At 64.5% G+C, this 23,615-nt stretch carries 21 protein-coding genes and 1 pseudogene (1 of these 22 cut by a window edge); 13 read left to right on the top strand and 9 right to left on the bottom strand.

Annotated elements, in window-relative coordinates; translation table 11 throughout:
- The 4 genes in view from folP to DAAJ005_RS16775 are tightly spaced (at most 55 nt apart) and all read left to right on the top strand, a layout consistent with a single transcriptional unit that may run on beyond the window.
- Positions 1-14: the 3' end of a dihydropteroate synthase gene (gene folP / locus DAAJ005_RS16790; protein ID WP_226342502.1), read on the top strand. Its footprint begins 805 nt before the window's first position; the window shows 14 of its 819 coding nt (coding positions 806-819); the start codon falls outside the window, past its left edge; the stop codon is at positions 12-14.
- A gap of 13 nt (positions 15-27) precedes the next feature.
- The gene (gene folB / locus DAAJ005_RS16785; RefSeq protein WP_151848101.1) at positions 28-390 is read left to right on the top strand and encodes a dihydroneopterin aldolase; all 363 of its coding nucleotides are present in this window, start codon (positions 28-30) and stop codon (positions 388-390) included.
- The gene (gene folK, locus DAAJ005_RS16780) at positions 387-914 is read left to right on the top strand and encodes a 2-amino-4-hydroxy-6-hydroxymethyldihydropteridine diphosphokinase (protein ID WP_226342501.1); all 528 of its coding nucleotides are present in this window, start codon (positions 387-389) and stop codon (positions 912-914) included. The genes folB and folK overlap by 4 nt, the downstream gene beginning before the upstream one ends.
- 55 nt (positions 915-969) lie before the next feature.
- Positions 970-1,461, top strand: a complete 492-nt coding sequence (locus DAAJ005_RS16775; RefSeq protein ID WP_226342500.1) for a hypothetical protein — start codon at positions 970-972, stop codon at positions 1,459-1,461.
- A 75-nt stretch (positions 1,462-1,536) separates the two neighbouring features.
- On the opposite strand, the gene DAAJ005_RS16770 is transcribed toward DAAJ005_RS16775, so the two are convergent.
- On the bottom strand, positions 1,537-1,851 hold the full coding sequence (locus DAAJ005_RS16770) for a hypothetical protein (protein ID WP_151848099.1): 315 nt from the start codon (positions 1,849-1,851) through the stop codon (positions 1,537-1,539).
- Between the two features lie 59 nt (positions 1,852-1,910).
- Here DAAJ005_RS16770 and DAAJ005_RS16765 point away from each other — a divergent pair, with 59 nt between their 5' ends.
- From DAAJ005_RS16765 to DAAJ005_RS16755, 3 genes are read left to right on the top strand one after another with little or no spacing between them, the layout of a single operon-like run.
- Positions 1,911-2,531 carry a DUF4403 family protein gene (locus DAAJ005_RS16765; RefSeq protein ID WP_151848098.1) on the top strand — a complete coding sequence of 207 codons (621 nt, stop codon included), beginning with the start codon at positions 1,911-1,913 and terminating at the stop codon, positions 2,529-2,531.
- Between the two features lie 9 nt (positions 2,532-2,540).
- The gene (locus tag DAAJ005_RS16760; RefSeq protein WP_151848097.1) at positions 2,541-3,143 is read left to right on the top strand and encodes an NUDIX hydrolase; all 603 of its coding nucleotides are present in this window, start codon (positions 2,541-2,543) and stop codon (positions 3,141-3,143) included.
- 5 nt (positions 3,144-3,148) lie between these two features.
- Positions 3,149-3,751, top strand: a complete 603-nt coding sequence (locus DAAJ005_RS16755) for a YigZ family protein (RefSeq protein WP_151848096.1) — start codon at positions 3,149-3,151, stop codon at positions 3,749-3,751.
- Between the two features lie 9 nt (positions 3,752-3,760).
- On the opposite strand, the gene DAAJ005_RS16750 is transcribed toward DAAJ005_RS16755, so the two are convergent.
- From DAAJ005_RS16750 to DAAJ005_RS16740, 3 genes are all read right to left on the bottom strand, one after another.
- Complete coding sequence (locus DAAJ005_RS16750) at positions 3,761-4,867, bottom strand: oligosaccharide flippase family protein (protein WP_192930812.1); 1,107 nt, start codon at positions 4,865-4,867, stop codon at positions 3,761-3,763.
- A 153-nt stretch (positions 4,868-5,020) separates the two neighbouring features.
- A complete protein-coding gene (locus DAAJ005_RS16745) occupies positions 5,021-5,185 on the bottom strand; it encodes an oligosaccharide flippase family protein (RefSeq protein ID WP_151848094.1) in 165 nt (54 codons plus the stop codon).
- Between the two features lie 50 nt (positions 5,186-5,235).
- On the bottom strand, positions 5,236-6,513 hold the full coding sequence (locus tag DAAJ005_RS16740) for a glycosyltransferase (RefSeq protein ID WP_151848093.1): 1,278 nt from the start codon (positions 6,511-6,513) through the stop codon (positions 5,236-5,238).
- An 809-nt stretch (positions 6,514-7,322) separates the two neighbouring features.
- On the opposite strand from DAAJ005_RS16740, the gene DAAJ005_RS16735 reads away from it, so the two are divergent.
- Positions 7,323-9,707, top strand: coding sequence for an NPCBM/NEW2 domain-containing protein (locus DAAJ005_RS16735; protein ID WP_226342499.1), 2,385 nt, complete (start codon positions 7,323-7,325; stop codon positions 9,705-9,707).
- Between the two features lie 281 nt (positions 9,708-9,988).
- Positions 9,989-10,945: a hypothetical protein gene (locus DAAJ005_RS16730; protein ID WP_192930811.1), complete on the top strand. Its 957-nt coding sequence runs from the start codon at positions 9,989-9,991 to the stop codon at positions 10,943-10,945.
- A 109-nt stretch (positions 10,946-11,054) separates the two neighbouring features.
- On the opposite strand, the pseudogene DAAJ005_RS16725 reads toward DAAJ005_RS16730, so the two are convergent.
- Positions 11,055-11,847: pseudogene (locus DAAJ005_RS16725) on the bottom strand (IS5 family transposase).
- A gap of 520 nt (positions 11,848-12,367) precedes the next feature.
- On the opposite strand from DAAJ005_RS16725, the gene DAAJ005_RS16720 reads away from it, so the two are divergent.
- The 3 genes from DAAJ005_RS16720 to DAAJ005_RS16710 are packed head-to-tail and all read left to right on the top strand — an operon-like array spanning position 12,368 to position 16,064.
- Positions 12,368-13,837: a UDP-glucose/GDP-mannose dehydrogenase family protein gene (locus DAAJ005_RS16720; RefSeq protein ID WP_226342498.1), complete on the top strand. Its 1,470-nt coding sequence runs from the start codon at positions 12,368-12,370 to the stop codon at positions 13,835-13,837.
- A gap of 2 nt (positions 13,838-13,839) precedes the next feature.
- Positions 13,840-14,817, top strand: coding sequence for a UDP-glucuronic acid decarboxylase family protein (locus DAAJ005_RS16715; protein ID WP_151848636.1), 978 nt, complete (start codon positions 13,840-13,842; stop codon positions 14,815-14,817).
- Positions 14,817-16,064 (top strand): glycosyltransferase, encoded by a 1,248-nt coding sequence (locus tag DAAJ005_RS16710; protein WP_151848089.1) that lies wholly within the window; start codon positions 14,817-14,819, stop codon positions 16,062-16,064. Before DAAJ005_RS16715 ends, DAAJ005_RS16710 begins: the two co-directional genes overlap by 1 nt.
- Positions 16,065-16,488: 424 nt before the next feature.
- On the opposite strand, the gene DAAJ005_RS16705 is transcribed toward DAAJ005_RS16710, so the two are convergent.
- From DAAJ005_RS16705 to DAAJ005_RS16695, 3 genes are all read right to left on the bottom strand, one after another.
- Positions 16,489-18,708: an NPCBM/NEW2 domain-containing protein gene (locus tag DAAJ005_RS16705; RefSeq protein WP_151848088.1), complete on the bottom strand. Its 2,220-nt coding sequence runs from the start codon at positions 18,706-18,708 to the stop codon at positions 16,489-16,491.
- An 825-nt stretch (positions 18,709-19,533) separates the two neighbouring features.
- A complete protein-coding gene (locus DAAJ005_RS16700) occupies positions 19,534-21,234 on the bottom strand; it encodes an adenine deaminase (RefSeq protein ID WP_151848087.1) in 1,701 nt (566 codons plus the stop codon).
- Between the two features lie 69 nt (positions 21,235-21,303).
- Positions 21,304-22,140 carry a hypothetical protein gene (locus DAAJ005_RS16695; RefSeq protein WP_151848086.1) on the bottom strand — a complete coding sequence of 279 codons (837 nt, stop codon included), beginning with the start codon at positions 22,138-22,140 and terminating at the stop codon, positions 21,304-21,306.
- Here DAAJ005_RS16695 and DAAJ005_RS19460 point away from each other — a divergent pair.
- On the top strand, positions 22,139-22,423 hold the full coding sequence (locus DAAJ005_RS19460; protein ID WP_370519830.1) for an ATP-binding protein: 285 nt from the start codon (positions 22,139-22,141) through the stop codon (positions 22,421-22,423). The genes DAAJ005_RS16695 and DAAJ005_RS19460 overlap by 2 nt on opposite strands.
- Before the next feature lie 110 nt (positions 22,424-22,533).
- Here DAAJ005_RS19460 and DAAJ005_RS16685 read toward each other — a convergent pair whose 3' ends face one another.
- Positions 22,534-23,526, bottom strand: coding sequence for a peptidase C39 family protein (locus DAAJ005_RS16685; RefSeq protein WP_226342496.1), 993 nt, complete (start codon positions 23,524-23,526; stop codon positions 22,534-22,536).
- Positions 23,527-23,615 lie beyond the last annotated feature (89 nt).

The following is a 23,615-nucleotide window of genomic DNA, read 5'->3' as shown; positions in this document are numbered from 1 at the left end:
TAGACTTGCCCTGATGAGGAACCGAGGATGAGCCGCGTGGTGCTGGAAGGGCTGGAATTTCATGCCCGGCACGGCGTTTACGATACTGAGGGCGTGCTGGGCGCGCGTTTTGTGGTGGACGCCGAGCTGTATTACGATTTTGCTGGACTGCCCGACGAGCTGAGTGCCGCCGTCAATTACGCCGCCGTCTACATCGCCATTCAGGAGGAAGTCACGGGGAAGCGTCATCAACTGATTGAGGTATTGACGGACCGGATTGCCCGGCGCATCCTGAATGATCAGCCCAGGCTGGCCCGTGTGACCGTGCGCGTGCATAAGCCGTTTGCCCCGCTGCCCGGCGTGTTCCGCGACGTTTTTGCCGAGCTGACGCTGGAACAGCCTGCACCTTGAGGAACCCGGCCCCGAGCGACTCGGATGTGGACGCCTACATCGCTCTGGGCGCGAATCTGGGTCATCCGCTGGAAACCCTGCGCTGGGCCGTGGCTGAGGTCGGTTTGCTGGGCGAGGTTTGTGGCATTTCAAAGCTGTACCGGACGGCCCCCGTCGGCGGCCCACCGGGTCAGCCGGACTATCTGAATGCGGCGCTGTGCTTGCGGACCCGCCTCCCACCGCTGGAACTGCTGGCGGCCCTGCATGACACCGAGGCCCGCGCTGGACGCGAACGCCGCGAGCGCTGGGAGGCACGGGTGCTGGACCTCGATCTGATTCTTTATGGCAACCGCGTGGAGGCTGGGCCGACGCTGACCCTGCCGCATCCGCGCGCCTGGGAGCGGGCCTTCGTTCTCGCTCCCTTGGCAGATCTGAACGCAGGGCTGGCGCACCCGCAGACGGGCGAGACAGTGGGGCAGGCGCTGGCGCGGACGGACGGGTCAGGGCTTGGGATAGGAGCGACGGACTGGCTGAGTTCTTCATGAATCTGACCGTTGCCTACCGTCTGCCGTGTGTTGCGGCGCTATGCTACGAAGCGATATGAGCGAATTGACCTCCAACAAACGTCATGGCGGCGTGGGCCGCGCGCTGCTGTGGGTGGCCATCGTGCTGACCGTGGCGCTGCTGGGCTTCGTGACCGCCGTGGCCGTCCGCAGCAACCCGATCTACAGTGACCGTGAGGCCAACGGCGTCAGCAAGTACAAGTTTATCGAGGAATGCCGTGAACTGCTGAAGGACACTGAGAAGCTGACTGTGGGCGCGCAGGGTCAGGCCATTCCCCTGAAAACGCTGGTGGAACAGAGCGCCCCGCTGGCCAAGGGCGACGAGTTGCGCGCTGAGCTGGAGGCCGAACCCGCCCAGATCATTCGCGCCACTGAGAACATCGACGGCGGCGGCTGGACCCTGACCGCGCCCGCCACCATCGCCGTCCACAGTGGCTCCAAGACCCGTGCGCTGGGCCAGTTGCCCATGCAGTGCGTTCACCCCAAGGGCCAGGAAACGCAGGCGCAGTTGCAGTTGCCGGGACAGTAAGTCAGGTTCTGCTCACCCAGTCCTTTTCCCTGCGAAAAGGGCTTTTTTATGTCGGCGGACAGGAGAATGCGCTTGCTACATCACCACATCAAGCCCGCTCAGGCACTCCTCGGCGATGGCGCGGGCCAGCGGATCGCGGGTGCTGCGGGCGTAACTGACGCCCAGGTGCAGGTGGGACTGGCCGCCGGGGCTGCCCATCAGCTCCAGGGTCTGGTAGAAGGCCAGGTGGGTGTGGGCCAGCAGCACGTCGCGGGTGCGTTCGGGGGGCAGGGTTCGCAGCAGACCCAGGGCGTCGGCGTAGGCTTCCAGCGCGCGGGGCTGATCGCCCTCGACGGCCCACTCGCGGCCCAGTTGAAGGGACCGGGCCGCCGTGAGATACGCGTTTCGCATGGTGCAGAGTCTAGCGTGGGTACGTGGCAGGTGCCGTTTGCGCTATCTCTGGGGGGCCGATGACCCCAGACCTCCACCCCGCCGCCTCGCTGACCCTGCCCCTTCTCCTGCCATATTCGGAACTGTCGCGGCTGGGCACCGCCTGGGCGGCAGAGCAGGTTTTCATGCTGCCACTGCCGACTGCGCCCACGTTGCGCGTGACGAACATCCACCTGAGCGCCGCCGGGCCGCGCCTCAAGGCCACCGTTTCAGTCCAGAGCAGCGGGCTGCTGGGCCTGAAGGCCACCTTCACTCTGTCTGGAACCCCGGTGCTGGACCGGGCTGAGCAGGTGCTGACGCTGAAAGACGTGGCCCTGAACACCCACAAAGACGGCCTGAGCGGACGGCTGCTGGGCCTGCTGGCCGACGCCCGTGTGACGGGATATCTGACGCGTCTGGCACGCGTGGACCTTAGCCCCCGGCTGGCGCAGGCGCGTGCCGAGGCGCAGAACCGCCTTCCCTTCTCGCCTGTGGACGGGGTCGAGGTAACGGGGACGGTCACGCACCTGATGGTGTCAGGGCTGGAAGTCACCCCCAACGCGCTGCTGCTGACCGCCGTGGCAGGTGGGGACCTGTGCGTGACCTTGAAGGCGGACGGGTTGCTGCCGCCCGCTCAGCCAGTCACGGTAACGCCGCGCTAGCCTGGACCTATGCCTGACTTTCCCCTGTCCGTTCATCCCAACTGGGCCACGCTGACCGAAGACGCCGCCCAGCCCTGGGACACGCTGGAAAGCCGCCAACTGGTGGACGGTTACCGGGTGGTGCTGGAAGACCGCGTGCGGGTGAGGGAGGGCGTGGAAACGCTGTACCAGTACCGTCCGCGTGGACCGCGCGCCGTGTTCGTGCTGCCGGTCACGGCGGCAGGGGAGGCGGTGCTGATCCGCCAGTACCGCTACCCGTTGCGCGCCAGCATCATGGAAGTCGTCGCGGGCGGCGTGGAGCGCGGCGAGGACCTGTTGCCCGCCGCCGCCCGCGAACTGCTCGAAGAGGTGGGCGGCGTGAGCCACGACTGGGTGCCGCTTCCTGGTTTTTACCCGCAGCCGAGCATCAGCGGCGTGGTCTTTTACGCTGCGCTGGCCCTGAACGTGACGCTGGGCGAGACCCACCACGAGGACACTGAGACCATCGAGCGCGTGGTGCTACCGCTGCCGGAGGCGTACCGCATGCTGGAGGCCGGGGAAATTCAGGACGGTCCCAGCGGCTTGACACTGTTCCACGCGCGGCGGCATCTGGTGGAGCGCGGGCTGCTGTAGTGGATTTGTCTGACCTCCCGTCCCCCTTCACCACCCTGGCCGGGGAACACCGCCACAGTGCCGTGGTGGAGAACAGCGAATTTCTGGCCTTCGCCGCGCGGGCCGACACGCCGCCCGAAGCCCTGGCGTACCTGGAAACGGTCAAAGCGCGCTATCCTGACGCCACGCACCACTGCTGGGCCTATCAGATTGGGGCCGAGTACCGTTTTAACGACGACGGCGAACCAGGGGGCACGGCGGGCGCGCCAATGCTGCGGGCCATCGGGGGCCAGGGACTGGATCACGTCATGGCCGTGGTGGTGCGCTATTACGGCGGCGTCAAGCTGGGAACGGGCGGTCTGGTGCGCGCTTACGGCGGGACGGCGGCGGAATGTCTGAGAACGGCGCTCCGGCTGGAGGTCCGCCCGCGTCAGCCGCTGCGGGTGCGCGTGCCGTTCCCGCACCTGAGTGCCCTGTACCATCTGCTGGACACCTTCGACACCGCGCGCGGCGAGGAGGAGTACACCGTGTTGGGAATAGAGATGTCGCTGGGCCTCTTCCCGGAAGACGTGGAGGCGTTCACGGCAGCCCTGGCGGACGCGACGCGCGGTGAGGCGCAGGTGGAATGAACTCCGGCTTCAGCTTCCCTTTCCGGTCACGCGGCGCAGGCGGCTGGTGACGGCGGGCACCGCGCGCAGGGCCAGAGACTTGAGTTCATTGGGTGGCCCCAGGAAGATGGCCACGCCCAGCGCCAGCCCGCCCAGCAGCAGTTCAGCGATGAACAGCAGGGGCAACGACAGCCCCAGACCGCGCAGGGGCACGATCACGGCGTAAAAGAGGGCTGCCGTGCCCAGACCGCACAGCACGCCGACACCGTAGGATTTCAGTATGTCGCGCCCGCCCCCCACGATGGAACGGACCATCAGCTCGAAGGCCAGATTTCGCACGATGATGGCCCCCAGCATGACCAGCGCAATGGCCTCCACGCTGCCGCCCAGGCTGTAGACCGTCCAGAAGCTCAGTGCTAAGGCCACCAGATACACGGCCTGGATATTGGTCTTGACCCGCAGTTGCGCGGTGGCCTCGGCCAGCACCCCGGCCAGATTGCTGGAGACCATGAACGGCACCAGCAGGCCGAAGATCTTGACCAGGATCACGGCCCCCACGAACTGTGATCCTAACAGCACCGCCACGACTTCGGGGGCGGCCACGAAAATGCCACCCTCCACGCAGGACATGACGATCAGCAGGGCCACCAGGGCCGAATGGTGGGCACGCCGCAGGCGCTCGGATTCGCTCTGGATCGAACTGAATGACGGGGCCAGCACCTGGGTCAGGCTGGTCGCGAAGGCCAGGGCCGGAACGCCCACCGTGTTGTAGGCCCGTTTGTAGATGCCCAGTTCTGCCTGGGGATACAGCCGTCCCAGCATCAGGGTGTCCAGGCTGGAACTCACGAATTCCAGAAAATTGATGACTGTTACGCGGGTGGCAAAGGCATACAGCGCGCGGTAGGACTCCGGGCGAAAGGTCAGGCGCAGGCTGTGGCGGGTGTAGGCGTACAGGATGATCATCTGGATCAGGGCCTGCGCCACCGCGCTGATCGCCAGACTGAATGCGCCGAAACCCAGGTAGGCGGCCCCCAGCCCGAACAGCCCGTGACCGATGACCAGCGACACCACCTCACCGATCAGCAGAGGCCGGAAATTGAGCTGGCGGCGCAGCAGGCTGGTCGAGATGACCACCATGGCGGTTAGCATGTATGCGGCGGCTTAGCCCCGGAAGACCATGGGCAGGTCCGGCATGCTGTAGTACGCCCCAGCCAGCGGGGCCAGCAGCCACGGTGGCCAGCAGCTTCAACCCCACCGAGGAGGTGAACCCGGCCTGAACGTCCTCGCCGCTCAGTTCGGGTTTTGCACCAGTGCCTGACCCACGCCCAGATCGTCGATGAACTGGCCGAAGCGCTGCAAGACGTAGGCGCTGGCCACCACACCAAACTCCTTGGGCTTCAGCAGGCGCGACAGAATGGCCGAGAAGACCAGACCCATCAGCGCGACGATGAACATGGTCAGTTAGCTCCATTTCATGGCATTGACGGGTCTGCTTTTGAGGTTGGTCATGCGCGGACGTCCGCTTTGCTGCGCTCCCGCGTCTCTTCCAGGACTTGGGCATACAGGTCTGAATACATCCGGGCCTGCCGCTCGAAGGTGTAGTGCGCCATGACTTTCGCCAGCGCGGCAGCCTCCAGCGCGCGGGGTTCGGGGTGGTCCAGCAGGAAGGCGATCCCGGCAGCCAGATCAGGCGCATCGCCGTGCCGGGCCAGATAGCCGTTGACGTGGTGATCCACGATGTCGGCGGGTCCGCTGCCATCAAAACAGACCACCGGGGTCCCGCAGGCCATCGATTCCATTGCTACCTTGCCGAAGGCTTCCTCCAGCGAGGGCATCACCGTCAGGTCCGCGCCCGCGTACAGGGTGGCCAGGGCGTGGTCATCGTCCACGGAACCCAGAAAATGGGTCTTCAGGGACATGGGCGGTGGGGTCTGACCGTACAGCGGCCCGAAGACCACCAGCTCAAGGGTGTGGGCATCGGGCCGCCGGGCCAGGATCTCGGTGGCGCGGCGCAGTTCTGCAAAACCCTTGCGGGTGTCGCTCAGTGGATTCATGGCCCCGAACAGGATCAGCCGCTGGTCTGCCGCCACGTCCAGACCCGCCACTAGACCGGATGCCGTGCGGGCCGCCTGCCGCTCCTGGGGCCTGAAAACTGCCGTGTCCAGTGCATTGGGAATGACCACCGTGCGGCGTCCGGCGAACAGTGAACTGCGCCTCGCCTCGTCAGCCAGCCAGTGGCTCAGGGCCACCAGCGTGAGCGGGCGGCGGTTCCAGGACTGTGACTTGCGGCGGTGCAGCGTGCGCGAATAGTCGTCCGGGCGCGTGGACCCGAGCGCCGGGCAGTGGCCGCACTCAGCCTCGAAACGTGTGCAGTCCTGGGCGTAGTGGCAGCCGCCAGTCATGGGCCACAGGTCCCGCAGGGTCCAGACCACCGGCGCGCGAATGCCCGTCAGGCTCTCGGGACTCAGGAAGCCGTCGTTGATCCAGTGCAGGTTGACCACGTCGGGCCGCAGGGCATTGACCTGATGGTGCAGCGGCAGGTTCAGGGCAGCGGGCGAGAAATATTCCAGCGGCCCCAGGCGCTCGCGCACCACACGCTCGGTTCGCCGCGCCAGCTTCGAGGCCAGTGCTGGGCGGGCCTGTGTCACCTTCGGATCATCCGTGACCTTGTTCTGCACCAGCATGGCCGAATCCAGGTGCGCGTCTAGCGCCTGATGCAGCCAGAACGCGCCCCGCGCCGCGCCGCCGCCGCCGTCACTGGTACTCAGGTGCAGCACCTTCATTGGGGGGTGGGCCGTTGGGCGCGGGCAGGTGCAGCAGGGTAGGAGGGGGGAGGGGCCATCATCTGCGGGCCAGCATAGGCGCGTGCGCGTTACCCGAAAGTAAACCACGGGCAGGCAGAAATGCCTGGAAGGGGGCAAGCGGCGGCAGACTGTGGACGGCAGGAGCAGCGATTTCTTTTCGCGTGCGGAGACGGTAAAATGGCGCTATATAGCGTGGAGCAAGGCGGCGTTGTTCTGGTCTGTGGAGTCACGGAATTCTGATCAGAGGCTGGCACGGGTTGTCTGGGCCGCCCATCCTGGCCCGGACGGTACGGATTGCTTTCGTTTTGTACATCCCTGGGGGCGCATGTTCCTCATTCGTTTCCTGTCCGGAAGTCGCCGCCAACCTGCCTGTCACACAGATTCCAATGAAATCATTTGCCGAAATGGGTTGATTCAGGCGGACGCGAGTAGGAGTGGGGTGGGGTCCGGGGATGGCCGGCACGAACCGGCGCTGCCTCTTTTTATTAATGAAACAGACGGAATCCGTACAAGGCATGTGCTTTCTCACCCCAGAGTCGGACAGAACTGCCATGTTCGGAGTCGTGTGCTGTGGGGGCGGTGTGCAACGAAACATTTACGCATCGGCCCGCAGTCTGAAGCCGGATGGGCCGTATCTGACGTGGCCCGGCAGATGTTGATCAGACCAACTGTCAAAAAATGATGTCAAGACACCCGGCCTGCCGCACATGGGGCATGGTGGGTGCATAGAAAGGCGAGACCGAGCTGAAGCGCAGGCGGGACAGGGAATGGACCGAAAAGGGGAGACCATGAGCGAAGAGATACAGGACAAGAGGCCGGCCAGATGGGCCAGAGGAATGGCGCTGGCGCTGCTGGGAACAGGATTACTGATCGGCTGCAAGCCGTCCGATCCTCCCAAACCCACGGACCCCTACGCGGGTGGTCAGTCCTATCCCTGGACAGGCAAAGCAGACGCCTCCCCCAGACCCCTGACCCAGGGCCGGAATGACCTGTCCGATCTGAGCTACAGCTCGGCCAGCAACGCCTGGGGACCTATTGAGCTGAATAAAAGTAACGGCAGTCAACTGCCCGGCGACGGCCAGCCCCTCAAGATCGGCACCCAGACCTTCGCCAAAGGGATCGGCGTGCATGCGGGCAGCACGCTGACCTACACCCTGAACGGCAACTGCTCCACTTTCAGCGCCACCGTGGGTATTGACGCAGAGGTGGGAACGCGGGGCAGCGTGGTTTTTCAGGTTTATGGAGATGGCAAACTGCTGGCCGCAAGTGGAACGATGACGGGGGTCAGTGCCCCCAAGGTGTTCTCGGTTTCCGTCAAGGGCGTCAAGGAACTGAAGCTGGTGGTCACGGACGCCGGGGACGGCATCGCATATGACCACGCCGACTGGGCCGACGCGCAGGTGAGCTGCGAGGTGCTTCCGGGAGCCGACGTCACGCCGCCGGTGGCCCCGAAGAGCCTGACTGCCACAGCCACCAGCGGAGGCATTGCCCTGAACTGGGCCGACAACTCCGAACCCGATCTGGCGGGCTACCGCGTGTCGCGTTCGTCCAGCACTGGTGGCACATTCACCGTGCTGACCACCACCCTGCTGACGGCCTCCGCCTACACCGACACCGCCGCGCCGCAGGGCGTACCCTCGTACTATCAGGTGGTGGCGGTGGACAAGAGCGGGAACGTCTCGGCCCCCAGCAACACGGCCAGCGCCACCCGGCCCCAGTCGGGCACGGCCAAGCTGCAAACGCTGGACGGCGGCCCCTTCGCGGACCGACTGGTCTTCAGCCGCATCGGCTCGCTGGCCACCCCACCCAGCAATGGCGTGCATGACCGCGCCACGCTGCGGATCACCAACACGGGCAGCGGTGCCTTGCAGGTCACGGGCCTGCCCATCACGGGGGCCTGGGAGGTGGACCCCAAACTGACCCTGCCGCTGGACCTCGCCCCGGGCAAGACCCAGGACGTGCAGGTCGTTTTCAAGGCGCAGGGCACTTCGCCAGTCGGCAAGGTCCACAGCGGCACCCTGACCGTGGAATCCAGCGACGCGGCAGCCCCCAAGCAGGTCATTCAGCTTGCGGGCATGTGGCAGGGCCTGTCCGAGAGCGGGCAGGAGCCTTCGCTGGAAGAGATCGTGGAAGGCGGCTTCGGCTTCAAGACGGCCTTTGCACCGGGCAGCGACGTGAATCAGGAGGGCCGGGTGGCTCCCCAGGGGGACGAGGTGATCGCGCCGTACTGGCAGCGCATCGACGCCACCGCGCCTGTGACCGTTCAGCAACTGGCCGCCTACCACACCCAGGGCGACGCAGCCACCCTGAAATGGTTTTCCAAGGGCGGCAGCGACGGCCCCGCCATCCTGACCCAGGCGGGCATCGACGGTCAGTCGGTGCTGCCCCGCAAGAACGGCACCAACGCTCCGGCGGTGGCCACCTTCTTGCCGGCTGCCACCTTTGGCTTCAGGGTAGACAGCGAGAGCAGCGATCCCACGCTGAACGACCAGAACGCGGACCGGGGCAATAAGTGTACAGACCCCTGCGGCCAGCATGTGCGCTTTTTCAAGGCCAGGGACCGGGCAGGCCAGATCATGCCCGGCAGTTACCTGCTGGTCATGGATTACTCGGGCATCAACTACGACTACAACGACAACATCTACCTGATCGGCAACCTCAAGCCCGCCTCCATCCTGATCGATGTGGGCCTCACGCCTGCTGGGGGCCAGTTCACCGATCCGCAGGGCAATGTGTGGTTCTCGGACCGGGACCGCAACGATTACGCGCTGTTCACGCCGAAGACAGCCAAGAATGAGCCAGACGGCGGCCCCAACACGGCCCTCGACATTCTGGGCACCACCAACGACACGCTGTACCGCACCTACCGGGGCAACGTGGGTAGCCTGACGCCGCGCGCCATCAGCTTCGATATTCCGCTGGAAAACGGCCCGCAGACGCTCCGGCTGCATTTCGCCGATCTGGCACACACCACTGCGGGTAAGCGGGTCTTCGACGTGGTGGCCGAGGGTCAGAACGTGCTGCCTAAGCTGGATATCGTGCAGCAGGCCGGGAACGGCAACACCGCGCTGGTCAAGACCGTGAACGTGCAGGTCACGGGTGGTGTCCTGAATCTCACCCTGAGCGCCTCGGTGGACTACCCTTCCATTGCGGGTATCGAGATCGTGCGCTGAGAACCGTGTGACCGGGACCAGGGAGGGTGTTGTGAGACAGGAGGCAGGGCAATGGACAGGATACTTGGACAGCCCCGGCGATCTGCCCGGTTCTGGAGGAACGCGGTGGGAGCCATGGAGCAGGTGCGTCTTCCTCACAGCCTGAATGCCATTGCCGCCCACGCTCTCCGAGGCTGTCTCTGCGTTCTGCCCTGACTTCCGCACGCTCCTGTTTGTTCCAAGCCCTGGGTGCTATCGGCCCTGACTCTTAAAGCCCCGCTCTTTTAAAAGGAAAACCCATGATGCAAAGCCCCTCTCCCCGCCCTGCTGTCACCCGCCCCGATCTCGAATTTCCACAGGTGGTCCGTCTGCTGCGCCGCGCCGCCGTGCCCATTCTGGGCGTCACAGTGCTGGCGGGGGTGGGCGCGTTCCTGCTGTCCGGTCTACAACCCAAAGTTTACGAGGCCACCAGCAGCATGTTCACCGAGCAGGACGGCAGCAGCGCGCTGAACGACAGTCTGCTGCGGCCCTCGCCCCTGCCGCGCGGTGGGCTGGAGCAGGCCCTGCACAGCCCGGCAGTGGTCAAGCTGGTCATTAACCGGTTGCGGGCCGCCAGCATCGCGCCCGTGGCGGTGGCCAAGATCAAGACTGACCTTGAAACCGAGCTGAGTACTGGTAATTTCAAGAAGTTGCAGATCGTTCCCGACAAGAACAGCCCCAGCAATTCAAACAGCGGCGTCGTCTATATCCTGAGCGCTCAGGCCAACACCCCCGAACTGGCCCGCGTGCTGGCCAACTCCACGGTTGCCGCGCTGCAACTGTGGGACATCCAGCGCGCCCAGAAGCGCTCGGAGCAGGCCCGCGCCGCCCTGAAGCTACAACTGGACGTGCTGGACCGCACCGCGCAGACCGGCGGCCTCAGCACCGATGACGTCAACAGGCAGGCCCGCGCGTCCATCGTGCGTGATCTGGCCGTGATCACCTCCTCGCGCCAGAGTGTGGCGGGCACCCTGGACGTGATCGCCGAGGCCGTCGATCCTGCCAGGCCCATGACGCCCCGGCCCCTGCGCACAGGAGCGCTGGCCGCCCTGCTGACGCTGCTGTTCGCGGGCGGCGGCGCGGTGCTGCTGGGCAGCCGTCGCCAGCCCACAGAGGCTGAGGTGCTGGACTGGGACAGCACGCCCGAAGGTGCCCCTTCCCTGTACCGTCATGAGGCCAGCGAGAGCCGCAACGTGACCTCTACCGTGCCGCACCGCTAGCGCCAGAGCGTCTCTCTGGGCGCCGCCGAAAGCACTGGCCTTCGGCGGCTCTTTTCTGGCGGCCAGTTTCGTGAAGGCCAGAGCTGATCTCTAGAGGCTGCCAAGAACCCTATACAAAAAGCGGCTTGAGATTGTTGCAGAGCAGAACGCATGCGGCAAGGACATGGAATCCCATCAGCGTGGACGACAGCCGTTCCAGGTCCCGTCCCAAACGGCGAAACCGTGACGTCCACGCGAAGGACCGCTCCACCACCCACCGTTTTGGGACCAGGATAAAGCCCTTGGCGGCCTCTGGATGTTTGACTATCACCAGTTCCACGCCGCTCTCGGCAGCGTCCAGAGCGGTTTGTTTGCCTGTATCCCCCTGGTCAGCGAACGCCATCTCCACGTTTGCGCCCGTAGCTGCCTGCACCTCCAAGCACAGGTCAAAGACCTGTGCCCGATCCTGCTCGTTGGCAGGTGTGGTCAGCACGGCCAGGAAATGACCCAACGGATCTACCGCCAGATGCACCTTCGTTTCCTTGCGTTTCTTGGCACCATCGAAGCCGGCCCGGTGCCCGCTTTCAGGCGTACGTTGAAGGGTCCGGCTGTCGATGATGATCGCGGTAGGCTCGCCGTTCCGCGATTTTTCGACGCGGGCCAGAAAGCGCAGATCGTGTGCAGCTTTTAAAAAGCACCCCGCTTCAAACCAGCGGTGCGCCTGTTGGCGCACCGTTTCCGCAGATGGAAAGTCGTTGGAGAGAGAGGCCCACTGTGCACCCGTGCGGACCACCCACAGCAGCGCATTGAGAACGTTTCGGATGGAACCGCTGTCTGGCATCGTTGGGGCTAAGCAGGAGATACGGGAGCAGAAACAGATACGTGTTGTCGTCTACGTCGCTGGGGTAGCCTCGTCGGGTCATCCACCCATTCTGCTCATTCCAGAGTTAAACCTACCAATTTCAAACCTGTTCTTGGCAGCCTCTAGACGAGGACGATTCGGGGTACAGATGCCCACGGTTTCCTCGCAGGGCTGCTCTCTTCATGAAGGCGTCAGAACAGGGAAAAGCAAGCCCTGAGGGGTAGGTTTAGAGGAGAGAAAGGCTGCGGGGCGCTGCTTTCTCCCGCCGGGCCGCCGGAGAGACTGGTCCTTTAAAACGGTTGCCAGTATTGCCGGACTGGTCGTGGCAATTTACTTCTCGTTAGCGCCCAATCGATTAAGTTCACCATGTAGGAACCAGTCATATGGATCTGGCCTTATGCTCAGGGCCGAGGCCCGCATTGCGGGTGGCTTCCAGTTGCAACCTACGGGAGAGGCCCTCCCCATCTGACCAGTTCCGCCATTTGAAGACCGCTCCTGTGTCGATCCAATCGTTCTCACTGCCGCCGTTTCGCCGTGCCCTCCCTGCTTTCCCCCCCCACCCTCCGAGGAGATTTCTGAACATGCCACATTCCCCTACCTTGCGCACCCCCATGAAAGTCGCCGTCGTGGGCACGGGCTATGTCGGCCTGGGCACCGCCGCCCTGCTCGCCTATTTTGGCCATCAGGTGATGGGCCTAGACATTGATCAGGACAAGGTGGACATGCTCGTGCGCGGCGAATTGCCGATCTATGAGCCGGGGCTGGGCGAACTGATGGCCGAGTGCGGGGACCGACTGAACTGGACCACCGACTATTCGGCGGCCATTCCAGACGCGGACGTGATCTTTATCTGCGTGGGCACGCCGCCGCTGCCGGGCGGACAGCCGGACCTGCGCTATCTGGCAGCGGCGGCGCAGGACGTGGCGCGGCACCTGAATGGCAAGATGCAGGTGGTGGTCAATAAGAGTACGGTGCCGGTGGGCACCGGGGACTGGGTGGCGCGGATCATCGAGGAAAATGCCCCGGACTACAAGCAGCACCAGTACAACGTGGTCAGCAACCCCGAATTCCTGCGCGAAGGCACGGCGCTGTTCGACAGCCTGTACCCGGACCGGCTGGTGCTGGGCGGCAACGACGGCGCGGGCGTGTCCCGCCTGCTGGAACTGTACGCCCCGCTGATCGAGCAGGACTTCCAGGCCCCGGCGCATGTGCCCCGGCCCCAGGGGTATACCCGCCCGGAAGTGGTGGCCACCAGTCTGAGCAGCGCCGAGATGATCAAGTACGCCGCCAACGCTTTTCTGGCCCTCAAGATCAGCTTCGCCAACGAGATCGCCGGGCTGTGCGAGCGTGTGGACGCCGATATCGAGGAAGTGGCGCGCGGCATCGGCAGCGACGCGCGCATCGGGCGGCAGTTCCTGTCGGCGGGGGCAGGCTGGGGCGGCTCGTGCTTCGGCAAGGACACCTCCGCGCTGATCAGCACCGGCGAGGAATACGGCTACGACATGCCCATTCTGCGCGCCGCTGTGGCGGTCAACCAGGGCCAGCGGCAACTGGTGATCGCCAAGCTGCAAAAGCATCTGCACCGGCTTCAGGGCAAGCGCGTGGCCGTGCTGGGCATGGCCTTTAAACCCAACACCGACGACCTGCGCGACGCCCCGGCCCACGACGCCATAGCCCGCCTGAACGAGCTGGGCGCGACGGTGGTGGCGCATGACCCGGTGGCGATGCCGCGCGCCCGCCGCGAGTGGGGCCATCTGAATTACACCGAGGCCAGCTCTGCTGCAGACGCCCTGATCGGCGCGGACGCCGTGCTGCTGATGACCGAGTGGAAGGACTACACCGAAATGGACTGGAACGGCGCGGTGCGGACCATGCGTCAGCCGCTGGTGATCGACACCCGCAATGCCCTGCGCGTCGCGCTGCCCACCGCCACGCTGGAGCAGATCGGACGGCGCGGTCAGGGCCAGGTCAGCCAGCATCAGATCAGTTCCAGCCAGGTCAGTTCCAGCCAGGTCAGCCACGAGCAGACCGCGTCTCAGGCGAAAAAGTGACCATAGCCCCCAAGAACATCCTGCTCACGGGCAGCGCCGGATTCGTGGGCAGCCACCTAACCGAGCGGTTTCTTGCCGACGGCCACACAGTCATCGGCGTCGACAATTACATCTCCGGGCAGCCCGCCAACACGGCGCTGTTTGCGAATCACCCGAACTTCAAATTCATTCAGGCGGATGTCAGTGAGGGGATTCCCTACAAGGCCGCCGCGTTCGATGGCCAGACGCTGGACTTCGTGCTGCACTTTGCCAGCCCGGCCAGTCCGCCGCACTATCAGCAGTTTCCCATCGAAACCCTGATGGTGGGCGCGCAGGGGACCCAGAACGCGCTGGAACTGGCCCACGCGCATGGGGCCACGTTTCTGCTGGCCTCCACCTCCGAGGTCTACGGCGATCCGCAGGTGCATCCGCAGCCCGAGAGCTACTGGGGCCACGTCAACCCCAACGGCCTGCGGAGCTGCTACGACGAGGCCAAGCGCTACGCCGAGGCCATCACCTTCGCGTACCACCGGCACCACGGCGTGGATACCCGCGTGATCCGAATTTTTAACACCTACGGCCCGCGCATGCGCCCCGACGACGGGCGCGTGGTCACCAATCTGGTGATGCAGGCGCTGGCCGGGGGACCGCTGACGGTCTACGGCGACGGCCAGCAGACCCGCAGTTTCCAGTACGTGACCGATCTGGTGGCCGGCATCGTGGCCCTGATGGGCCTGCCCGAGAGTGAGGTGGTCCACGGCCCGGTCAATCTGGGCAACCCCGACGAGTACACCATCCTGGAGTTTGCGCAGGTGATCCGCGAGTTGATCGAGCCGGGTCTGGAAATCATTCATGAACCGCTGCCCGCCGACGATCCCCGCCAGCGCAAACCTGATATTTCCCGTGCCCGCGAGCTGCTGGGCTGGGCACCGGGGGTGGACCTGCGCGCGGGCCTGACGCGCACGGTGGAGAGCTTCCGCCAGCAGGTGTTGCAGGCGTGATGCCAGCGGAATCTGAGAAACCAGCGGAACCTGAGAAACCAGCGGGTGGGAAAGCGGCACTCCGCCGGGCTGTGCGCGTGGTGGCGCTGATCGATCCCCTGTGGGGAGGGCATCATGGCGGTTACGCGGTCACGCTGGCCCAGGGCCTGACGGACCGGGGCATCCGGGTTCACATCATCGGTCCTGAACCCTTCGTGGAAGAGGTCTGCCGGGCCGTGCCGCAGGCCACCGGCCATATTCTGCCGCTGTTTTCGGGCAGTGGGCCGGACAGCGGCCCGGCATACTACCGCCTGAACCGCGTGGCAAGGGACCGTGTGAACCTGCGGTTTCTGCGCGCGGCGCTGCGGATGGCTGGCGGTCTGGGCGCAGATACGGCACACCTGCTGTGGCTGGACAGCTTTTTACCCCCGCTGGTGGCGGCGCTGGCAGGCCGAAAAAACCGCGCAATGGCGGTGCGGGGGACGCTGCACTGGGCCTATTTCTTGGAAGAGTTCGAGGCACGCCGTTTCAGCCAGCCGGTCCACCGTTTGCTGCTGCGGGCACTGGGCGCTCTGGGCCTGCGCGTGATGATGCATTCCAGGGCACTGATCAGCGGCGTCCAAGCTGGAGAGCTGGACGCCGTGCCGCATCCTGCCCATCCGCTGCAATTTCAACCCGAGGAACGTGAGCAGGCCAGGCAGGCTGTGCGCCAGCAGATGAATATTCCGGCCCAGGCCACGGTGCTGCTGGCCTTTGGCGGGACCCGGCACGACAAGGGCAGCGATCTGGCACTGGAGGCCCTGGCCCTGCTTCCCTCCCATGTCCATCTGCTGGTGGCGGGTTCCGCACACGCCTTCGACGCCGAGGCGTTCCGTGAGCGGGGAGAGCGGCTGGGCCTCGCGGATCGGCTGCACCTGCACCTCGAATACATCGCCGACGAGGCTGTGGAGGGTTACTTTCTGGCCGCCGACGCCTGCCTGCTGCCATACCGGCGCTATTTCGCGGGCCAGAGCGGTCCGCTGATCATCGCCGCGTCGCTGGGCCTGCCTGTGCTGGCCGCCGATGTGGGCGTGCTGGCCGAGACGGTGAAAACGTACAGTCTGGGGGCGCTGTTTGCCCCGGAAAATCCGGCGGCGCTGGCCCGCTGCGTGCAGGACTTCGACGTGTCCGCCTTTGCCCCCGAAACTGCCCGGTTTCAGCAGGACCATTCCCCCCAGGCGTTCGTGGACGCCGTGCTGCGAAGTTATCTGGGCGAGACGGAAGGCTAGTGTCTCGCCCCAACAACAGGCAAAGAACATCTTTCCACCCTCTGTTCGTGCAGGGGGTTTCTTAATTCCCAGCGCCATTCGTATGGACTCCGATTGAATCGGTTGCAAAACGATGAAGATCCGAGCGGATGCGAGAAAGAGGGGTTCCGGGCGTGGAGTGAACGAACTGGTGCTTTCCCGGTTTGTTAATGAAACAGACGGAATCCGTATCGCGCATATCTCGGGAGCTGCGGAGGAAAGTCTGCATCATTTGCATCTGTTCCTGACAATGTTGTGGACCCTTGGTGAACGGGAGATGCGCTGTCCTGGTGTGGGCGCGTGGCAGACGGAAGCTGTAGACGACCAGCAGACAGAGACCATGAAAAAGCCCCCTCCGAAGGGAGAGGGACCTGGGCAGTGCCTTTGAATGGCAGTGCGGTGGGGATCAGCGCGGGCCAGCGATCATTCCGGCGGCCTTGGCGCGGCTTTCCCAGGCGGTGATGGCCTGCGCCAGAAGCAGCGGGTTGACAGCGCGGTTGGCGGCCTGGATGCTGCTGTTGTTGCGTTCCACGCCGGCAGTCACGGACCAGTCCCAGCGGGCGTCGGCGTTGCTCGCCGTCGGGGTGCCCCAGCCCACAGTGTTGCCCTCGGCGATCACGGTGCTGGCGTCGTTTGGCGTCTGGCAGTAGTTGCGCAGGTAGAAGCCGGAATCGCTGTCGGCGTCCAGCAGGGTGCCGTCGCTCAGTTTGCCCAGCGCCAGCATGGTGTTGCCGCTGATCTTCTGGTGGTGGCCGCCTGCCACGGCGATGCCGTAGTTGCTGGTTTCCAGAACGGTGTTGCCCGTGGCCTCGGTGTACCCGGAGTTGCAGCCGTCGCCCATCATGATGCCGCCGCCGCTGTAGGAGGCGTCGGGGCGGCCCGAGAACGCACCGTTGATCAGGTTGTCGTGAATGCGGATCGGGCTGCTGGCCGTGCCGGTGGAATCGTAGATGTTGATGACGTCCTCGACATGGCTCTGGCGGGCCGTGTTCTCCACGCGGTTCCAGGCGATCTCGGCTCCGCTGATGTCACGCATGCCGTTGAACTGCACGAACTGGACCCGGTGGAACTTGTCCTGGAAGCCGCCGTTGCCGTCGCTGTAGCGGCCCTCAATGTTGCGGGCCAGGTTGTTGCGGATGACGATGCTCACGGGCAAGCCCTTGTTGCCCTGCCATTTGTTGATGTAGATACCAGCCGTCTTTTCCATGAAGTTGTTCTCGATCAGCAGGGAAACGACGCCCTCGGCCTGAAGGAAACGGCCTGGAATGCGGGTGCGGTCATTGGGGTTCAGGCCGTATCCCTTGCAGTTGCGGACCGTCAGGTTGGCCGAGGTCCATGAAGCGTCGATCAGGTGGCCGCGTCCACGCAGCGTGCAGTTTTCCAGGATGACCGGCTCGGAGGTCTTGATTCTGATGGCCGGGACAGAGGGATCGTTGCTGAGGTACTCGCCGCTGTAGGTGCCGCCCTTGGTGATCACCAGCGGTCCATTGACCACGATTGGCGCAGGAACAGGGATCGGCGCAGGGATTGGAGTGGGAATAGGCGCAGGGATCGGAGCGGGAATGGGTGCAGGGACTGGAGCGGGAATGGGTGCAGGGACTGGAGCGGGAATGGGCGCAGGGACTGGAGCGGGAATGGGCGCAGGGATTGGAGCGGGCGCAGATGCAGGTGCATTGATCTCGCAAGATTTCGTCGTGCCATAGGCCGGATCGTTGCCGAAGAACCCATTGGTGCATTGGCCACTGGAGGTGACGTCTTTTACGATCCACGCGGTGCCAGCGCCGTATCTGACCCTTTGCGTTCCGCTGACAGAGAAAGACTCACCCTCGCCGGCGATCCTGGTCCAAGTTGCAGGTGCAGGCGCAGGTGCGGGGGGAGTCGGCGTCGGGACGGGCGCAGGAACAACGGCCCTGGCTGCGTTGCAATCCACCAGAATGGCTCCGCCCCAGTCGGCGTGATCGTAGTAGTTGTTGTCGCCCGCGTCAGTGACCATCAGCTTGAGTTCCTTACGGCCCGCGATGTCGACGTTGACGGTCTTTGTACCGTCCGCGCCGGTCATCTTCCCGCTGTCGAACAGTTTGACGCCGTCGGCGTATACCTGGAACACCGCGCTGCCCTTGTCGCCCACCTCATCGTCGATCCCCACGTCGCTGATGAAGCGGTTGCACACCCCGCCGATATTGAAGGTCATCGAGGAATTGGAGTGCGTCCCGAAACCGCTGTCGTACTTCTTGCCGTTGACGGCCATCATGCGCCCGTCTTTGGCCCCGGATTCGCCGTTGCTCATGTTGCGCTCGATGGGTCCCCAACCGTTGCTGGCTGCTGTCCAGGGCGAGTTGCTCAGCATGTTGTTGCCCGTCCCCAGCGATTCCTGCGTCAGCCGGGTGCCCGCTTCCGTGTCGGTCCAGGAGCGGTCCGTGCCGTCATACACGCTGTCCTGTGCTGGGCTGTCCTGCGCCACGCTTTCCTGGACGGGCGGCGTGGTGACCGTGGCCACCGGCTCCTGGGGCACGCTGGGACCCGAGCAAGCCGCCAGAATCAGGGGCGCACACCACACCAGCCAGCGCAGGGGACGGGCGGCTCTGGCGAGCGGGGACAGCGGAGCAGTGGAGTGGATGGGGGACATGTGGGTTCTCCTGGGAAAGGCGCGTCATCGACGGAAGGGGCAGATTCGGAGGATCTATAAAAATGGCGTGTGGGTCGCCGGGGGATGGTGGGTTCTTCTCGGCTGCCATCACGCTATAGATTTGGCCAGACCTTCATCTATGAAATATCCATAGCAGAAAGCCTCATTTTGCTCAATTTTTAACAGAAATTAAGATTTAACGTCTTTTTAACGGGTGTATAGGGGGAGGGTTATTCCCTTTAAAGGCTATCTGGTATGAGGTCTGTAAGAAAAAATTGGAGGCTGGCGTAAGTCGATCGTTCTCCCAGCAAAGATCTTTATTTTTCGCCGAGTAAGGAAAATGTAAGAATAGTCTGGCTCAATTTAAATAGATAGAGTGTAAAATAAAACTGTAGAACCACTTACAAAAATTTAAAGGTAATTGCGAGAATACAGATTCGGTTTTAATGATTTTAGATGTCATATGAAAAATTGCAGTCAGCATCTAGGATTTAGAATCTATTCCCCTTCTTATGTGTCTCTAATGAGATATGAGATCAAAATGAGATGCGCGAAGACGCTCCACGAATGGGGTTGGGGAGCAGAGGGCTTGAGACGGAACTCGCACCTGGAGGGTTGCTCTGTCCGGCTCTATGCAATTTCGCCGCATCACCCGACGGCAACACACACGTCTGCGCGTCTCTCAGTCACCTGATGAAGTTGCCAGATGTGCCAAAAGCGGTGGCATACGGGGCGGAGATCGGGGGAGTGACGGAATCTGGACCCCTGGCTGCGCTCTCAGGCGGAGATTTGCAAACCAGGGTGCCCACTTCCGGGACATGTGTTCTAGAAAGGATCGGGTGTGGGTGCCAGCAACTTCCACTCATCGACGTCCAGCAGGCCGCGTGGGGTCAGTTTCAGGGATGGAATCACGCTCAGGCCCAGGAAACTGAGGGTGGTGACCGGGTACGGCAGCACACAACCCAGAGCGCGGGCAGCAGCGGTGACCTCACCTAGTCGGGCGGCAGCCTGCTGCGGGGGCAGATCGGTCATCAGGCCCGCGTAGGGCAGGGGCAGACTGGCCTGAACCGCGCCGCCCGAGACCACCACCACGCCGCCGCCCATCTCGCGCAGGGCGTGGCCTGCTGCCCTCACATCGTCGTCGTTGCCGCCCAGGAACGCGGCGTTGTGGGCGTCGTGCAGGATGCTGATGCCCAGTGTTCCCCGGCTGCCCATACCCGTGCCGGAGGTCCAGCACGCTGCCCGGTGGCCGCGCCCGTAGCGGTCCGCCACCACCATGCGCGCCCCTCCACTCTCTGAATTGGCGCTGCCAGGTGCGCCCCGCTCCGTAGTGATTTGATCCGGGGAAACCTGCATCACTGGCCACTGGGCGGGAACGTCAAACGTCGCCGTGTCCCAGTCGGCCCCCAGATCCACGCCGCCGCCGCCTAGGGGCGGGGTAATCTCGCCAGGCCGCGCTTCTGTGCCGCCAATGAACGTTTCCAGCACCTCAAAACCTTTCAGATCACGCAGTAGCACCATGTCGGCGTGATAGCCGGGGGCGATCAGACCACAGTCGTGCAGGCCCCAGTATTCCGCTGGGTTGCAGGTCACGAGTGCTACCGCGTCCGCCGGGTGCAGGCCACCCGCCACGCAGGTTCGCAGCAGGCGGTCCATATGGCCCAGTCCCAGCAATTCGTCCACGCTCACGTCGTCGCTGACCAGCATGGCGCGGCGCGGGCGCTCTAGGAGTACGGGCAGCAGGGCGTCTAGATTGCGGGCCGCCGAACCCTCGCGGACCATCAGCCACAGGCCCGCGCGCAGGCGTTCACGGGCTTCCTGGGGCGTGGCGGCCTCATGGTCCGAGTGCATTCCAGCCGCCGCGTAGGCCATCAGGTCACGGCCCTGCACCCCGGCGGCGTGGCCGTCCATGCGCCCGCCCGCCGCGCGGCCCGCCTCCAGAATGTCCCAGACGTCAGGGTTGCCGCCTAGCACGCCGGGGTAATTCATCATCTCGGCCAGACCCAGGACGCCGGGCACGCGCAGCATCCGGGCGGTTTCCGCTGCCGTGACGTGTGCGCCGCCGTTCTCGAATTCGCTGGCAGGGACGCATGACGGCGCAGAGGCCCACACACGCAGGCCCGAAGTTCGTCCGGCCTCCAGCATCCATTCCAGACCGCGCACGCCCAGCACGTTGACCACCTCATGCGGTTCGGCCACCACGCCGGTCGTGCCGCGCGGCAGCACCGCCCGCGCAAAACCTGCCGGAGTCAGCAGGCTGGACTCGATATGGATGTGGCCGTCGATGAAGCCGGGGGCCAGGAACGCGCCTCGTGCCTCAATCACCCGCTCGGCCTCAAAATTCATGCCAGTGCCGCCTAGAGCGGCCACCCGCCCATCTGCCACCAGCACGTCGGCCTCAAAAATCTCGCGCGTGGCGGGCTGGACCACCTGTGCGCTGCGAATCAGCAGATCGCCCGCCTCCTCGCCCCGCGCCACCCGGACCAGTCGCCGCCGGTCCCCCTGCTGGTCACTTTCAAACTGCATGGGGCAGTCTAGGGGCGCGGGGGTTCAGGCGTCCAACCGCCGCTCCCTTCTCGCCGCCGCCTTCTGGCGCTACCCGCCCTTGAACCCCTTGAGCAACTTCCCGCGTTCCTCCAGCGCCCGCTGAAACAGGGCCTGCTGCTGCGCCTGCTGGTACGCACGGGCGCTGTTCATCCCACTGCCGTTCATGCCACTTCTCAGGGCGGGTTGCGTGGCCGTCTTGCTGGGCTTGGGCATGGGCGCAAGCGTTCCGAAACGGCGGGCGCGGAACATGCCAGGATGTTCCTCGAACACGGCGGTCACGCCGTCTGGCAGCGCGGCGATGTGCAGGGCGAACGCCTGTTCCTGCGCCAGTTCGGCCTGTTTTGCGCCGTCTCCCAGTTCGGTCAGCAGGCGGTCGATCAGGGAAAAGACCTGCGCGGCATAGCTTTCGACATCGGTGCGGGCAGGCAACTCGCCCCGGTGGATCACGCGGTTGCGAAAGTCCGCGCCCAGGGCGGCGGGGGTCAGGAAATCCGGCTCCTTGCCCTCGCGCAGCAGGTAGGCCAGCGCGAACATGCCCAGTTGCCGCTCGGACTGGCTGGCCACATGCCGCCAGGTGCCCGTCAACGCTGCCGTCGCCTCGCCAAAATCTGCTGCCGTGTCCGAGGCGCGTTCCAGGGCATACGAACGCACATAGAACTCGAAAAAGCGTTCGAGCGCCGCCGCGAAACTGGCCACCGCCTCACGGGCATAGCCGTCCATCAGGGCGCGGGTGCCCAGGTCAAACAGCACCTCGAACTTCTGCTTTCGCACCAGCACGCAGTAGGCGGACCCGCACCTCGCGCAGTTCAGGTCATGCACGCTGCTGTCGGCGTACTCGGCGCGGTTCTCGCGGCCACAGGTGGGGCAGGTGGTGGGAAAGTCCATGCGTGGGTTGAGTGTAGAGGGCGCGTGGGCTGAAGGTCTGGGTATGCCGTACCGTTCGCCGCATCACACCGTCTGGAATGCTGGATTGAGAGGCGGGGCCGTTGCTCGCTTCCAAAGTGAGGTCAGCCTGAGCCACAAGGGAGAGCCATTTCTTGACGAATGCCCTGAAGTGTTTTTTCAGGGGGTCTTGATCTTTCCTGCGTCCAGCACAACTTTGGCAGAGTGCCGCCATGAATCCCTGCCCGTGCGCCCATCTGGGAAACTGAAAAGGAGCGTCCTCTAAAGTTGTCCGAGCGGACGCGCTCCGCAGACACAACCAGCGGCCTGTTGCTGAATGGGCTGGATATTGTCTCCCGTGTTCCCCGGCTGACCGTGGACGAGTTGGCCCTCCGCCTACTCCCCGATCACGTAACTCAGCCCGCCACTGTGCGAGAGCCACAGCTTCTCAAAGGCGGCGCGCGGGTAGGTGCGGCGCACGGTTTCGTTGCTGGGCGCGGCGGGATCGTTCAGGACGGGATTGCCTGCCTTATCGAAGCCGATTAAAACCATCAAATGCCCGCTGCTGGTGGCTATCGCCGCGCCGGGCAGTTCGCCTTTCTTCCAGCCCAGGCTGACGGCAATCGGCAAGCCTGCACCCGTGAATTTCTCGGCGGCGGCCAGACTGGGCAGCCGGGTCACGTAGGCACGCATCCCCAGCGCCCCGGCGTAGGCGGCATTGAAGGACCAGTTACCCGTGCCGTCGTAAGCGCGGTCATAGGTGGCTTTTGCGGCCTGCGGCACGGTGACGTCCACACCACGTGCAGCCAGGATCATGGAGACGCTGGTGGGGCTGCACCACACCTCGCCGCCGTCCGGGTAGATCATCTGCGAACGCTGCGGCACGTCGTTTACTTTGCCCCACGCCGCTCTGTCGCTGATCGTCCCCAGTCCGGCGCTCTGGCGGGCGCGGTCCGAGGTGTTGAAGGCCAGCAGGCGCAACGTGGTTCCCTCGCCCCGCAAGGTCACGCGGTACTGGTACGCCGTGGCCTTTTTGGTCAGGCGCAGGGTGTCGGTCATGACTTGCCCGGCGCTGTCCTTCTGCCCATTCAGGCTGCTGCGGCCCTCCGTGCTGCTCCACGTTCCAAAGGAATACCAGCGGGACCAGGCCGCCCCTGTCTGCGCCCGGACCTCCACGCTCACGCTGCCCGCGCCGGGTGTGACGGCATTCCACGACGGCACCAGTTCATCAAAGGCCGGGGCGCTCAGTGGGGCAGAAGTCAGCGTGCCATTCGTGACGCCCGGAGCCAGCGAGACGGCCTCGGCGTGAAGCTGCGTGCCCTGAACTTCCGCGCCTGCCCAGTCGGCGGCCCGTTCGTGGATGGTGGTGGTGCTGTTGGGATAGGTCATGGTGAGCGCCCCCGCGCCGCTGCTGAGGGTCAGTGTTGAACAACCCAGTGCCAGGAGAAAAGAGTTCCGCATGAATGGGGCGACTATGC

The sequence above is a fragment of the Deinococcus sp. AJ005 genome, from assembly GCF_009017495.1.
In the GTDB taxonomy this organism is placed as follows: domain Bacteria; phylum Deinococcota; class Deinococci; order Deinococcales; family Deinococcaceae; genus Deinococcus.
This window is presented reverse-complemented; position numbering and strand designations above follow the sequence as displayed.